This is a genomic window from Streptomyces sp. NPDC127092, assembly GCF_042722475.1.
GTDB lineage: Bacteria > Actinomycetota > Actinomycetes > Streptomycetales > Streptomycetaceae > Streptomyces.
In genome coordinates, this window is the sequence record NZ_JBHXFE010000003.1 from 265,159 (window position 1) to 279,154 (window position 13,996).

Annotated in this window: 13 protein-coding genes; 6 read left to right on the top strand and 7 right to left on the bottom strand. The window is 73.2% G+C overall.

All coding sequences use genetic code 11. The features are described 5' to 3' along the window. The first annotated feature begins 413 nt into the window (after positions 1–413). On the top strand, positions 414–1,457 hold the full coding sequence (locus ACFWJO_RS04300) for an ArsR/SmtB family transcription factor (RefSeq protein WP_386863289.1): 1,044 nt from the start codon (positions 414–416) through the stop codon (positions 1,455–1,457). Here ACFWJO_RS04300 and ACFWJO_RS04305 read toward each other — a convergent pair. Further along, positions 1,427–2,587, bottom strand: a complete 1,161-nt coding sequence (locus tag ACFWJO_RS04305) for an alkaline phosphatase PhoX (protein ID WP_386863290.1) — start codon at positions 2,585–2,587, stop codon at positions 1,427–1,429. The genes ACFWJO_RS04300 and ACFWJO_RS04305 overlap by 31 nt on opposite strands. A 170-nt stretch (positions 2,588–2,757) precedes the next feature. Between ACFWJO_RS04305 and ACFWJO_RS04310 the strand changes: the two genes are divergently transcribed. The 3 genes from ACFWJO_RS04310 (at position 2,758) to ACFWJO_RS04320 (ending at position 4,884) form a co-directional block, all read left to right on the top strand. Next, positions 2,758–3,810: a hypothetical protein gene (locus ACFWJO_RS04310; protein ID WP_386863291.1), complete on the top strand. Its 1,053-nt coding sequence runs from the start codon at positions 2,758–2,760 to the stop codon at positions 3,808–3,810. A gap of 60 nt (positions 3,811–3,870) precedes the next feature. After that, positions 3,871–4,344, top strand: coding sequence for a group III truncated hemoglobin (locus ACFWJO_RS04315; protein ID WP_386863292.1), 474 nt, complete (start codon positions 3,871–3,873; stop codon positions 4,342–4,344). A 111-nt stretch (positions 4,345–4,455) separates the two neighbouring features. Beyond that, entirely contained in the window at positions 4,456–4,884 is a 429-nt protein-coding gene (locus ACFWJO_RS04320; protein ID WP_386863293.1) for a VOC family protein, read from the top strand. 16 nt (positions 4,885–4,900) lie between these two features. Here ACFWJO_RS04320 and ACFWJO_RS04325 read toward each other — a convergent pair whose 3' ends face one another. The 5 genes from ACFWJO_RS04325 to ACFWJO_RS04345 form a co-directional block, all read right to left on the bottom strand. After that, positions 4,901–5,659: an SDR family NAD(P)-dependent oxidoreductase gene (locus tag ACFWJO_RS04325; RefSeq protein WP_386863294.1), complete on the bottom strand. Its 759-nt coding sequence runs from the start codon at positions 5,657–5,659 to the stop codon at positions 4,901–4,903. A 96-nt stretch (positions 5,660–5,755) separates the two neighbouring features. Beyond that, entirely contained in the window at positions 5,756–6,340 is a 585-nt protein-coding gene (locus ACFWJO_RS04330) for a TetR/AcrR family transcriptional regulator (protein WP_386863295.1), read from the bottom strand. 50 nt (positions 6,341–6,390) lie between these two features. After that, positions 6,391–6,720, bottom strand: coding sequence for a nitrite reductase small subunit NirD (gene nirD, locus ACFWJO_RS04335; protein ID WP_386863296.1), 330 nt, complete (start codon positions 6,718–6,720; stop codon positions 6,391–6,393). Then, positions 6,717–9,251: a nitrite reductase large subunit NirB gene (gene nirB, locus ACFWJO_RS04340; RefSeq protein WP_386863297.1), complete on the bottom strand. Its 2,535-nt coding sequence runs from the start codon at positions 9,249–9,251 to the stop codon at positions 6,717–6,719. The genes nirD and nirB overlap by 4 nt, the downstream gene beginning before the upstream one ends. Before the next feature lies 1 nt (position 9,252). Then, positions 9,253–10,461: an NAD(P)/FAD-dependent oxidoreductase gene (locus ACFWJO_RS04345; RefSeq protein ID WP_386863298.1), complete on the bottom strand. Its 1,209-nt coding sequence runs from the start codon at positions 10,459–10,461 to the stop codon at positions 9,253–9,255. Positions 10,462–10,647: 186 nt separating this feature from the next. On the opposite strand from ACFWJO_RS04345, the gene ACFWJO_RS04350 reads away from it, so the two are divergent. Together ACFWJO_RS04350 and ACFWJO_RS04355 are read left to right on the top strand one after the other, a co-directional pair. After that, positions 10,648–12,069 (top strand): ferric reductase-like transmembrane domain-containing protein, encoded by a 1,422-nt coding sequence (locus ACFWJO_RS04350; protein ID WP_386863299.1) that lies wholly within the window; start codon positions 10,648–10,650, stop codon positions 12,067–12,069. A gap of 329 nt (positions 12,070–12,398) precedes the next feature. Then, a complete protein-coding gene (locus ACFWJO_RS04355; RefSeq protein WP_386863300.1) occupies positions 12,399–13,184 on the top strand; it encodes a sulfite exporter TauE/SafE family protein in 786 nt (261 codons plus the stop codon). 3 nt (positions 13,185–13,187) lie between these two features. Here the strand turns inward: ACFWJO_RS04355 and ACFWJO_RS04360 are convergent, their stop codons facing one another. After that, on the bottom strand, positions 13,188–13,808 hold the full coding sequence (locus ACFWJO_RS04360; protein WP_386863301.1) for a class F sortase: 621 nt from the start codon (positions 13,806–13,808) through the stop codon (positions 13,188–13,190). Between the last annotated feature and the right edge of the window lie 188 nt (positions 13,809–13,996).

Sequence of the window (13,996 nt, forward strand, 5' to 3'; positions counted from 1 at the left end):
AGGTGTCCGCCCCGTCGTATTTCGTCCCGTTGGACTGTTGCATGATCGTTGGGGAAATGTGGGTTCCTGTTCAACTCATGCGCGGGCGAACATTGAATTATTCGTCCTTGAACATTCGCAAAGAATGGGACGGGCGCGACCTCCGGATCCCCACCCGGAGGTCGCGCCCTTTGGGTTCGTCGGGCGGGTGAGCCGCAACCCTCGCCGACCGCCGCCGGACGCGCCAAAGCCCCCCACGGTCTTCGTCGCGTCACCTCGGTCCTGAAGGTTTCCCGTCCGACGTGCACAGCTTTTCGGTTCCCGGCCGTTCGCCGCGAGGCTTTTCAAGTGTGGCTGAAACACCCTGGTAACGTGCAGTGATGATGTGCATACTCGTCCGCGGGGGTGGTTGCGAGTGCACAGGTGGGGGTTCCATGCTGCGGATTCATTTCACCGGAAACGACTTGGCGGGGGTGCGGATGGCCGCACAGCCGGACGTTCTGTGGGAAACGATTCTCAGTTTTCACCGTTTAAGGGACCGGCGCGGCTCCGTGGTCTACGGGGAATGGCGGTCCGAAGCCCGGATACGGCTGGGCGGCGAGACCCGGCTGCTGGCCGCGCTCGTCCCGAGCCGCGGCTATTTCCCCGACTTCCTCACCCCGCCCCAGGGCATCCTCGGCCTCGACGAGGGGCTTGACGCCGTCCGCGCCACGCCGCCCGCACGGCTCCGCTCCGAGCTCGCCCTGATCGGCGCCGCCCGCTCCGGGCGCCCCGCCGTCCCGTCCACCCTGCGGGCCCTCGCCGACGGCGGCTCCGGGATGCTCGGCCGGCTCCTCACCGCGCTGCGCGCGTACCACCGGGCCGCCGTCGAACCGTACTGGTCCCACATCCAGGCCCGGGTCGAGGCCGACCGGGCCCGCCGCGGCCGGGCCCTGCTCGACGGCGGGGCCGACGAACTCCTCGCGTCACTGCCGACGATGCTGCGCTGGCGCAGCCCCGTCCTGGAGGCCGACTACCCGGTCGACCGCGACGTCCACCTCGACGGGCGCGGGCTGCTGCTCCAGCCCTCGTACTTCTGCCGCGGCACCCCGGTCGTGCTGCGCGACCCCGAGCTGCCGCCGGTCCTGGTCTACCCGATCACCCACTGCGAGGCGCCGACCGTACGGACCCCGGGCCTGCCGTCGCTCGCCAAGCTGGTCGGGCACACCCGCTCGGCCGTCCTGAACGCCATCGGCGACGGCGGCACCACCAGCGAACTCGCCCGCCGGGCCGGGGTGTCCCTCGCCTCCGCGAGCCAGCACGCCGGCGTCCTGCGGGAGGCCGGCCTGGTGGCCACGCTGCGCCACGGCAACGCGGTCCTGCACACCCTGACGCCGCTGGGCGCCGCCCTCCTCGGAGGAAACGGCGCCCAGGGCACGGTGCAGGCTCCCGCCTACGAGCGGACCGCCTACGCGCGGAACGGGCCGGTCACCTCGTAGGTGATGCCGCCCGACGAGCTGCCGCTGGTGCCGCGCTGGCTGGAGAAGTACAGCCGGCGGCCGTCGGGGGAGAAGGCCGGTCCGGTGATCTCGGAGGAGGACTGGCCGTTGATCCGCAGGAACGGCGCGACGACGTCGTCCGGCGTGATGACGCAGATCTCCATGTTGCCGCCGTCCTCGGCGACGAACAGGTCGCCCGAGGACGAGCCGGTGACGTTGTCCACGCCGGTCAGCGGCGCGCCGCCGCCGGCCACCAGCGAGTCGTCGTAGGCCAGTTCGTACGTGCCGGCCGCCAGGTTGACCTGCCAGACCCGGTTGTCGCCCTTGGTCGTGAACCAGACGGTGTCGTTCGCGTAGTAGCAGCCCTCGCCGCCGTTGAACCGCTTGGCGCCGGAGACCTGGTTGCGGGTCGTCGTCGGCGCGCCGTCCGGGTCCGGGACCGTCTGCCAGGTGAAGGTGCCGGAGGTGGCGGTGCCGGCCTTGAAGACCTGGAGCGTGCCGGAGGAGAGGTTGCCCCAGGTGGTGGGCAGGAAGCGGTAGAAGCAGCCGTCCGACTCGTCCTCGGTGAGGTAGATCGCCCGGCGCACCGGGTCGGCCGCGGCCGCCTCGTGCTTGAACTTGCCCATGGCGTCGCGGCGGACGGCCGCGTTCACGCCGTACGGGTCGGTCTCGTACACGTAGCCGAGGCTGACCTCCTCGCAGGACAGCCAGGTGTTCCACGGCGTCTTGCCGCCCGCGCAGTTCTGCCGCGTGCCGGAGAGGATGCGGTAGGCGCCGGTGACGGCGCCGGTCGAGCTGAACTTCACGGCGCTCGCGCCGCCGCTCGGGTTGATCTCCGAGTTGGACACGTAGATCCAACCCGTTCCGTCGGCGAAGCAGGCGCCGCCGTCGGGGGCGTTGTGCCAGGTGTACGAGGTGCCCGGGACCGTCTGGCCGGACCGGGCGATCACCCGGCTGGTGAAACCGGCGGGCAGCTGGATGCCGTTGGCGTCCGCCGCGCCGAGGGCCCCGTAGGGGCCGGCGCCGGGCTGGGCGGGCGCGGCGGACGCCGACCCGGCCCAGAGGCTGCCGCCGAAGGCGGCGGCCGACGTACCGATGACCGCACCACGCAGGAAACTGCGTCGCTCCACGTCTCACTCCTGAGAGAGGGGGTGAACCGCCGCACCGGTCGGCGGCGGGTTCGCGCGCTTCCGGAACCTAGGGGTACGGAGTTGACCGGGCGTCAACGGGCGGTGACGGGGAGGAGGCGGGGCGGGGGCGCGGGGGCGGGGTGTCGGTGGCGCGCGCTAGGTTCCGGGGCATGGACTTCGTCGCCCGCCTGATCAACTCGGCCATGCTTCCGGGCCGTTCGGCCCTGGTCAGCCCTTTCGCCTTCGAGAGCCGCGCGGACGGCTCGTCCCGGGCCCTGCTCACGCACGAGACCGAACTCGCGGTGCATGACCTCTCGGCCCTGCTGGCGGGTGAGTCGGCCCCGACCGCCGTCTTCCCGCTGCCCTGGCCCGGCTGGCGCCGGGGTGCCCACTCGGTGGGGCCGGACGGCACCTTCGCCGTGTTCTCCGGCCAGCGGTCGGTCCGGGCCGTCGCGGCCGACGGCACGACGCTCTGGACGTACGGGCACGGCTGCTGGGACCAGCGGCTCGACCATCCGCACGACGGTGACGAACGGCAGATCTGCCCGAGCATCGAGTCCGGCTCCTGCCGGGTCTCCGACGACGGACGACTGGTGTGGGCGCACGTCGTGGACGCGGGGGAGTACGAGGAGTGCTGGGTCGTCCTGGACGCGCGCGACGGCCGTGAGCTGGCCCGGCTGACGCTGGACTCCGTCGCCTCGGGCTCGAACCACCTCTCCCACCCCGACGGGGTCCACATGGGCCTCGGCATCGGGATGGGACAGGACGGCGTCCTCGTGTACTGGGGCCGCTGGGACGGGCAGGAGCTCACGGTCCACCAGCAGCTGAACGACGGCCTCGACCGCATCCTCATCGACGTCCACCCCGCGCACCCCGGCTTCCTGACCGTCGAGCACTACGGCAACGACCTCCAGCTGCACGCCCTCGACGGCGAGGTGCTCGCCGAGGCCGACGCCCCCGCGGCCGACGACGAGGACGAGCCCCAGTGGGACTGGGGCTGCGGATTCCTGGACGGTGACACCGTGCTCGCGACCACCGGCATCGAGTACGCCGAGGACCCGGATCAGTACGGCACCTGGCTCCTCGACGCCCGCACCCTGGCGATACGCGGACGCGTCGACTACCCCTCGGGCACGGTCGACAGCGAGGTCCGGCCCCTCGGTGACGGCACCTGGCTCACGTACGACGGCGCCACGGACACCGTCCGCCGCTGGACGCTCTGAGGCGGGCCCAGGGACCTTCGGCACTGGTCCCGTCCGGGGTCGATCGGGGATTCTTGCCGTATGCGTGCCACCCGTGCCGTCCGTGACATCGGCTCCCGCGACGACCTTGACGTCCTGCTGCGCCGCTTCTACGAAGCGGCCTTCGCCGACCCGCTCATCGGGCCGTACTTCACCGAGATCGCCGGCACCGACCTCGGCACCCACCTGCCGAGGATCACCGACTTCTGGGAGCGTGCGCTCTTCCGCGGTGCCGAGTACCGGCGCGACGCCTTCGGGCCGCATGCCGCCCTGCACTCGGCGCGACCGCTCACCGCTGCCCACTTCGGCCGCTGGGTGCAGCTGTGGCACGCCACGGTCGACGGCCTCCACCAGGGCCCGGTCGCCGAGCGCGCCAAGGCGCAGGGCGAGCGGATCGCCGTCGCCATGCTCCGGCGGCTCGGCGGGCGGGACGCGTCCACCGACGCGCCCGAGGGCGTCGGCGGCAGCGGCGGCTTCGTGCCGCTGGCGGCGCTCAGGCTGCGGTCGGCGGCCTGAGCGGAAAAGATTTCCGAGGAAGGTGCCGAGCTGCCGATGAGTTCCGGCGGGCCCGCCCGTCTTAACTCCCGAAAGCGCCGACACGGCTCCTACGGAAGAGAGAGTGACACCATGGCCCCGCAGATGATCTTCGTGAACCTGCCGGTGAGGGACCTCGACGCCAGCAAGGCCTTCTACGAGCGGCTCGGCTACTCGATCAACCCGCAGTTCACGGACGAGACCGCCGCGTGCGTGGTCATCAGCGACACGATCTTCGCGATGCTGCTCACCGAGGAGAAGTTCCGGAGCTTCACCGCTCCCGGCAAGGAGATCTCCGACGCCACCAAGAACACCGAGGTGCTGATCACGCTGAGCGCCGAGAGCCGCGAAAAGGTCGACGAGCTCGCCGAGAAGGCGCTGGCCGCGGGCGGCAGCCCGGCGAAGGAACCGATGGACATGGGCTTCATGTACGGGCGCTCCTTCGCCGACCCGGACGGCCACCACTGGGAGGTCTTCTGGATGGACGTGGCGGCCGCCGAGGGCGAGGCCTCGCAGGGCTGAGCCGGCACCGCGTACGTCAGGCCGAGACGCCGCCGTCGATCACCAGGTCCGTGCCGACGGCGGAGCCCGCCGCGTCCGAGGCGAGGTACAGCACCGCGGCCGCGATCTCGGCCGCCGAGGAGATCCGCCCGAGCGGCGACTGCTCCTTCATCCGGACCTCCCGCTCGGCCTCCGTCTCGCCGGGCCGCAGCGACATCGAGGACTCCGAGGCCCCGGGGCTCACCGCGTTGATCCGGATCCCCTCGCCGATGTGGTCACGGGCGGCGGCCCGGGTGATCGCGGAGACGGCCGCCTTGGACACCTGGTAGCCGAACAGACCCGGAACGCGGACGTGGGCGCCCAGGTTGGACGCGATGTTGACGATCGACCCGCCGCCGTGGGCGCGCATGTGGGCGATCTCCGCCTGGAGCGCGTGCAGGACGCCCGTGACGTTGATGTCGAGCAGCGTCTGCCAGTCGTCCAGCGGGAAGTCGGCGGCGCTGTGGCCGCCGCGGAACACCCCGGCGTTGTTGACGGCGACGTCGAGCCCGCCGAAGGCCGCGACCGTGTCCCGTACGAGACGGTGCATGTCGTCGGCGACGGCGACGTCGGCGGTGAACGCGCGGGCCGTGCCGCCCGCGGCCCCGATCAGGGCCACCGTCTCGTCGAGGGCCGCCGCACCGCGGCCGGCGACCGCCACGTTGGCGCCCTCGGCGGCGAAGGCCAGGGCGATGGCCCGGCCGAGGCCGCTGCCGGCGCCGGTGACGAGGGCGGTGCGGTCGGCGAAACGGGACATGATGCCTCCAGGGCTTGGCTTCTGAAACTTGACCGTACGTTCTGTTATTCGGGCCTGGAAAAGGGCGCCCGAAGGCGCCCCTCAGGAGAAGCGTGCTCAGTCCAGCAGTGCCAGCGCCTGCTCCGCCGCGTCCCGCACCCGGGCCGGGTCGCTCGACGCCTTGCCGACCACCCGCAGCCCCTGCATCAGCACGAGCAGCATCCGGGCGAGCGTCCGCGGATCACGGTCCTCCGGCAGCTCGCCCTGCGCCCTGGCGCGGCTGAGCGCGCTGTGCAGCAGGGTCTCGACCTGCTCCCAGCTCAGCTCCACCCGGCGTGCCACCGCCCCGTCGTGCGGGGCCAGTTCGGCCGCCGAGTTGGTGACGAGGCAGCCGTTCTGGCGGACCCCGTCGGTCCCGGCCTCCGCCGCGAACCGGCGCACCAGGGCGCGCACGGCCGGCAGTGCCGGGCCCGGGGCGGACAGCTCCGCCATGATCCGCGGGTCGCGGGTCTCCAGATAGCGCTCCAGGGCCTTCATGTACAGCTCGTGCTTGCTGCCGAAGGTCGCGTAGAGGCTGGCACGGCCGATGCCGAGGTGCTCGACGAGGTCCGCCATCGACGTCGCCTCGTAGCCGCGCGCCCAGAACAGTTCGAGGGCTGCCTGGAGCGCGGCGTCGGGATCGAATTCCTTGGTCCTGGCCACGAGGAGACGCTACGTCTTACTGGAACGATCGGTCAAGACAGATGGTCGTGTCAGACCGTGCGGACCGGATAGACCGCCACCGTCACCTCGTCGTCGTCCAGGCACCGGCCCGTCTCCAGGTCGAAGCGCTGCTTCAGGAGCGGCGAGGCCACGAACGGCCGGCCGTCCGCCGAGCCGATCAGGCCGCGCGAAAGCACCTGCGCCCCCGTGAACGGGTCGCGGTTGTCGATCGCGTACGTCCGGCCCGCCCGGTCCTTGAAGACCGCGGCCTGCCGGCCGTCCGGCAGCAGCGCCGCCACACCCCGGCCCGGGGTGAGCCGGGACTCCTCGCAGACCGTCATCCACGAGTCGTCGGACGGCGAGAGTTCGAGCGTCGTCATCGGGAGGTGGCTCCTTCCAGGGTGCCGATCGTGAGGATCTCCAGGTCCGGCTTGATCTGGTCGCGCTCCGGCACGAACCGCACGGAGGGGTCCGGCGCGTCCGGCGCGTTGACGAAGGACACGAACCGCCGCAGCCGGTCGGGGTCGTCCAGGGTGGCCGCCCACTCGTCCTGGTAGTCCGCGACGTGCGCCGCCATCAGCGCCTCCAGCTCGTCGCACAGGCCCAGCGAGTCGTTCACGATCACGTCCCGCAGGTGGTCGAGGCCGCCCTCCAGGCGCTCCAGCCACGTCGAGGTCCGCTCCAGGCGGTCGGCGGTGCGGATGTAGAACATCAGGAACCGGTCGATCAGCCGCACCAGTTCGGCGTCCGACAGGTCCTGGGCGAGCAGGTCCGCGTGGCGCGGGGTCGCACCGCCGTTGCCGCCCACGTACAGGTTCCAGCCGCTCGCCGTCGCGATGATCCCGAAGTCCTTCGACTGGGCCTCCGCGCACTCGCGGGCGCAGCCCGAGACCGCCGACTTCAGCTTGTGGGGGGCGCGCAGGCCGCGGTAGCGCAGCTCCAGCTGGATCGCCATCCGCACCGAGTCCTGCACGCCGTAGCGGCACCAGGTCTGTCCCACGCAGGACTTCACGGTGCGCAGCGCCTTGCCGTACGCGTGCCCCGACTCGAAGCCCGCGTCGACCAGCCGGGTCCAGATCGAGGGGAGCTGGTCGACCCGCGCCCCGAAGAGGTCGATCCGCTGACCGCCGGTGATCTTCGTGTAGAGGCCGAAGTCGCGGGCCACCTCGCCGATCACGATCAGCCTCTCGGGAGTGATCTCGCCGCCGGGGATGCGCGGCACGACCGAGTAGGAGCCGTTGCGCTGCATGTTGGCGAGGAAGTGGTCGTTGGTGTCCTGGAGCGCGGCCTGCTCGCCGTCGAGGATGTACCCGTTGTTGAGGGAGGCGAGGATCGAGCCGACCGTCGGCTTGCACACCTCGCAGCCCTCGCCGCCCTTGGCCGCCTCACGGCCGTGCGAGTCGAGGAGCGCGGCGAACGAGGTCACGCGCAGCGTGCGGGCGATCTCGTAGAGCTCGCTGCGGGTGTACGAGAAGCAGCCGCAGAGCCCTTTGTCGGTGGCCGCCGGCAGCAGCTTCTCGATCACCTTCACGCAACTGCCGCAGCCGGTACCGGCCTTGGTGCACTTCTTCACCTCGGGGAGGCTCGTGCACTGGGTGATCGCGTGCTTGGTCACGTTGTGGCAGGAGCAGATGACGGCGTCGTCCGGCAGCGCGGAGGGGCCGAGCGCGACCGGCGCGCCCACGCCGGCCGGGAGCACCAGCTGCTCCGGCGAGACCGGCGGCCTGCTGCCGGTGAGCGGGCGCAGCATGCCGTACGACTCGGCGTCGCCGACCAGCACGCCGCCGAGCAGCCGGCCCTCGCCGTCGACGACGAGCTTCTTGTAGATCCCGGAGCGCGAGTCGGAGTAGACGACGTCCAGGCAGCCCTCGGCGGTGCCGTGCGCGTCGCCGAACGAGGCCACGTCCACGCCGAGCAGCTTCAGCTTGGTCGACAGGTCGGCGCCGGTGAAGCCCTTCGTGTCCTCCCCTTCGAGGCCGGCGATCGTCGCCGCCGCCGTCTGCGCCATCTCGTAGCCCGGCGCCACCAGGCCGTACACCCGGCCGTCCGAGGCCAGCGCGCACTCGCCGATCGCGAACACCGTCGGGTCGGAGGTCCGGCACAGCTCGTCGACGGCGATGCCGCCGCGCTCGCCCACGTCCAGGCCGCAGTCGCGGGCCAGCTGGTCGCGCGGCCGGACGCCCGCCGAGAACACCACCATCTCCGTGGCCAGTTCGGAGCCGTCCGACAGGCGCATGGCCGTCACGACGCCGTCCTCGGTGACGATCTCCTGGGTGCCCGTGCCGGTGTGGACGGTCAGCCCCATCTGCTCGATCGTGCGCAGTAGCGCCGCGCCGCCGCCCTCGTCGACCTGCACCGGCATCAGGCGCGGCGCGAACTCCACGATGTGGGTGTCGAGTCCGAGGCCCTTCAGGGCGCCGGCCGCCTCCAGACCGAGCAGACCGCCGCCGACGACCGCGCCGGTGGCCTTGTCCTTCGCGTACTCCTCGATCGCCAGCAGGTCCTCGATCGTCCGGTAGACGAAGCAGCCGCGGGCGTCCTTGCCGGGCACGGGCGGCACGAAGGGGTAGGAGCCGGTGGCGAGGACGAGGGTGTCGTACCCGAAGACCAGTCCCGAGCGGGCGGTGACCGTGCGGGCCTCCCGGTCGACCGCGACGGCCGGGTCGTCCGTGTACAGCTCGATGCCGTGCTTCTCCATGAAGCCGTCCTCGACCATCGACAGGTCGTCCGGCGTCCTGCCGGAGAAGTACGAGGTCAGCTGGACGCGGTCGTAGGCGGGACGGGGCTCCTCGCAGAGCACCACGACGCGGGCCCGCGCGGTGACGCCCCGCTCCGCGAGCGCCTCCAGGAACCGCTGGCCGACCATGCCGTGGCCGACCAGGACGATGGTGGGGGTGGTCGAGGTCGTCATCTCAGGAGCCTCCGTCGTGGGTGAGCAGGTGCAGCAGGGGGGCGTCGGGCAGGGCCTCGTCGCCCTCCCAGGCCCGGGCGAGCGTGCCGACCGCGGCGAGATCGCCGAGGAGCACGCCGCCGACGAGCCGGTCGCCACGGACGACGACCTTCCGGTAGGCCCGGCGGGTCGCGTCCGTGAGCTGCACGACGTCGTCGCCGGGGGCGGGGGTGGTCTCGCCGAACGCCGCGAGGTCGAGGGCGTCGGCGGCGCCGCCGAGGGTGAGGCGGGTGAGGGCACGGGTGCCGGTGTAGCGGGGGCCGTCCGCGGCGCCCGGGGCGGCGCCCGTGCGGAGCAGGTCCGCCAGGACGTCCGCCTGGTCGAGGGCCGGGCCGGCCAGGCCGTAGACCGTGCCGTCGTGCTCGGCGCAGTCGCCGATCGCGTGGATGTACGGGTCCGACGTGCGCAGCTCGTCGTCGACCACGACGCCCGTACGGACGTCCAGGCCGGCCTCGCGGGCCAGCGCCACGCGCGGCCGGACACCGCACGCCAGGACCACCACCTGGGCGTCCAGGACGAAACCGTCGGCGAGTTCGACGGCGGTGACCGCGCCGTCCCGCTGCCGCAGACCGCTCACCCGGCACTCGGTGTGGACCTCGACGCCCAGCTCCTCCATGTGCGTGCGCAGCAGGGCCGAGGAGTGCTCGTCCAGCTGGCGCTCCATCAGGCGCTCGCCCTGCTGGGTGAGCATCACCTCGGCGCCGAGCGCGGCGAGCGCGCGGGCCGCGGAGACGCCGAGCAGACCGCCGCCGATCACCACCGCCCGCACGCCGGGGCCGACCAGGCCGCGCAGCGCGAGGCAGTCGTCGAGCGTACGGAACGGGTGCACGCCGGACGGGAGTTCCGCGCCGCGCAGGCCCCGCAGCGGAGGCAGCACCGGTGCCGAGCCCGTCGCCAGGACCAGCCGGTCGTACGGGACGAGGGAGCCGTCCGCGCACTCCACCGTGCGGGCCGCGCGGTCGATCCGCACCGCCCGCACCCCGAGCCGCGAGGGCTCCCGCGGCTCGGGCAGCGCGATCACCTCGGGGCCGTAGCGGCCGGCGAGGACGTCCGCGAGCAGCAGCCGGTTGTACGGTGCGTACGGCTCCTCGCCGAGCAGGGTCACCGGCAGGCGCTGGGCGAGCCGGGCGCCCGCCGTTCCGCCCCCGACCACCACGATCCGTGTACTCATACCCGGAAGCGTGCGCGGCGGGTGTTTCCCGACGGCATCCCGACTGTTTCCCGCACGGAACGCTGATCTCACGGCGGCCCCGCCGCACTGTGAGGCTTAACCGGCCGTGAGGGCCTGCTCAAGACCGCCTTAAGGATCGCCGCGACGGCGCCGGACGGGCGGCCGGCGTATACGGGCCGCCCTAGGGTGCCGGACGTGACCACCGAGTCCCACCACCCGCTCTACACCCCGCTGCGCGTGCCCTTCACGGCTCCGGCCGCGCCCGCCGGGCGGCCCTCCGCGCCCGAGCCGCCGGCGCCCCGCCTCGCGCCCGGGCGGCTGCGCGGCGCGATCGTCGCCGGGGCCGGGGGCGTCGCGCTCTGCTGGGGCGCGCAGGCCCGGCCGTCCGCCCGGCTCGACGCGTTCTTCGCCGGCGGTGCCCATCTCACCGGCCTGCTCGCCGGGTACGGGGTGCTCGTCATGCTGCTGCTCATGGCCCGGGTCCCGGCCGTCGAGCACGGGGTCGGCGCCGACCGGCTCGCCCGCTGGCACGCCGTCGGCGGCCGGTACGTCCTCGGGCTGGTCGCCGCCCACGCGCTGCTCGCCCTGTGCGGCTACGCCGCCCACACCGGCACCGACCTGGTCACCGCGGGCCGCGGCCTGCTCCGCTACCCGTGGCTCGCCGCCGCCTGCGCGGGCACGCTGCTGTTCGCCGCCGTCGGCGTCTCCTCCGCCCCGTACGTACGCCGCCGGATCCGGCACGAGACCTGGCGCGGGCTCCATCTGCTCAGCCACCTCGCCGCCGCCCTCGGCTTCGTGCACCAGCTCGCCGGGCCCGACCTGGCCTCCTCGCCGCTCCTCGGCTGGCTCTGGTCGATGGCCCACGCGACCGTCGCCGTCCTGCTCGTCTGGTACCGGATCGTCGTGCCCGTACGGCGGGCGCTGCGGCACGGACTGCGGGTCGCCGAGGTGCGGGCCGAGAGCCCCGACGTCGTCTCGGTGCTCGTCCGCGGCAGGGGAGTGGCCGAGCTGAGGGCCGAACCCGGGCAGTTCTTCCGCTGGCGGTTCCTGCGGCCCGGCCTGTGGTCCACCGCCCTGCCGTTCTCGCTGTCCGCGCCCGTCCGCGACGACACCCTGCGGATCACCGTGAAGGCGCTGGGGGACCACACCCGCCGGATCCGCCGGCTGCGCCCCGGCACCCGGGTGCTCGCCACCGGGCCCTTCGGCGCGCTCACCGCCCACCGCCGCACCCGTCGCAAGGTCCTCCTGCTCGCCGGCGGCGTCGGCATCACGCCGCTGCGCGCCCTGTTCGAGACGCTGCCCGGCGGCCCCGGCGACCTCACCCTGCTCTACCGCGCCTCCGACGCGAGCGGACTCGTGCTCCGTGAGGAGCTGGAGGCGATCGCCCGGGAGCGGCGGGCCGCCCTGCACTACCTCCTCGGCCGCTCGGGCGATCCCTTCGACCCCCTCGCCCCGCGCGCCCTGCGCAACCTGGTGCCGGACCTCGCCGCCCACGACGTGTATCTGTGCGGGCCGCCGGGGATGGCCCGGGCGGCCACCGCATCCCTGATCCGGGCCGGGGTGCCGGCCCACCGCATCCACAGCGAGGACTTCAGCCATGCGCAGTGACCGCACCCCACGTCACCGGGCCGCCGCTCCACGCGGCGCCGCGCGCCGGGCCGCTGCTCGCCGGGCCACCGGGGGCCGGACCACCGGGGGCCGGGCGCCCGCCCACCGTGCCGCCCGGGTGCATCCGGCCGACGTGCTGCGACGGCGGGTCGCCGGAACGCTGCTCGCGGCGGGGGCGTTCGCCGCCACCCTGCTGACCGTCACGCTCGATCCGGCCGCGCCGCCCGCGCCGGACCGCGGGCACGGCCCCGGGGCCGTAACCTCTGACGTTGCTCAAGAGTCCCGGGACTGAGGGACCACCCGCGCGTCGGCCGCCTAGGCTCACGACCATGCCTGACATCACCCTGACCACTCTGGTCCTGCTCTGTCTCGCGGCGCTGGTCGCCGGCTGGATCGACGCCGTGGTCGGCGGCGGCGGGCTGCTCCTGCTGCCCGCGCTGCTGCTCGGGCTGCCGCAGGTGCCGGCCGCGCAGGTCCTCGGCACCAACAAGGCCGTGGCGATCGTCGGCACCTCCGGCGCGGCCGTCACCTATGTGCGCAAGGCACCGGTGAAGGTGGGGACGGCGGTGCGGATCGGGCTCGCCGCGCTCGCGGGGTCGATGGGCGGCGCCTTCTTCGCGGCCGGCATCAGCAACGACGTGCTGCGACCGGTGATCATGGTGGTGCTGCTCGGGGTGGCCGCCTTCGTGATGCTCCGGCCGTCCTTCGGCACCCGCCCGGAGGGCGCCGACCGGCCGCCGCTCACCCGGGCCAGGATCGTCACCGCGATCGTCGTGGTCGGCGGCGGCATCGGCTTCTACGACGGCCTCTTCGGGCCCGGCACCGGCACCTTCCTGGTGCTCGCGCTGACCGCCGTGCTCCATCTCGACCTGGTGACGGCCTCCGCCACCGCCAAGATCGTCAACGTCTGCACCAACGCGGGCGCGCTCGCCATGTTCGCCTACCAGGGCCATGTGATGTGGCTGCTGGCGGCGGTCATGGCCGTCTTCAACCTGGCCGGCGGCATGGTCGGCGCGCGCATGGCGCTGAGCAAGGGCGCCGAGTTCGTGCGCGGCGTGCTGCTCGTGGTCGTCTTCTCGCTGGTCGCGAAGCTCGCCTTCGACCAGTGGAGCTGAGGCTCAGCGGACGCCGATGAGGTGGCCGAAGGCGACGACGTTGCCCTGGTAGCCGCCGGACTTCCGGGAGAAGCCACCGCCGCAGGTGATCACCCGGATCTCGGCCCGGTCCGCCTCCCCGTACACCTTGTCGTCCGGGAAGCGGTCCTTCTCGTAGACCTCGATCGCGTCGATGGTGAACACGGCGGTGCGGCCGTCCTGCCGGTCCACCTCGATGCGGTGGCCCTTCTTCAGCGCGCCGAGCGCGTAGAAGACGGCCGGGCCCTGCGCGTTGTCGACGTGCCCGGCGACGATCGCGGTGCCCTTGGCTCCGGGCCGCGTTCCGTCCTCGTACCAGCCGGCCAGGTTGCGGTCGGCCGCCGGCGGCACGTCGAGCGCGCCGGCCGCGTCGAGCCCGAGACCCGTCAGGGGCGCGTCCACGTCGATCTCGGGGATGCGCAGCCGTACGGGCTCGGAGGGCGGCAGCGGATCGGCGGCGGCGTCGGTGTGGACGCTCGGCCCGGCGGCGAAGGCCTGCGCGGCCGACGGCACGGGCGGTGTGACCTCGCCCGAACCGTTCTGGATCATCCACAGCCCCACGCAGGCGGCGATGGCTATGCCCCAGCCCTTGCTGCTGTTGCTCACGGGCGTGCATCCCTCCGGTGCGGTCCCTGTGGTCCTGGCCCCCCCCGGACGTCGAAGGGGGGGGGGGGGGGGAGGAAGGGGGGGGGGGGGGGGAGAAGACTTTTTGCGGGGGGGCTTGGGGGGCGGTGGGCGCCCGCACCGCTGAGGCGGTCACGCCCGGCGCGACCACGGTGGACTACCTGGACGCG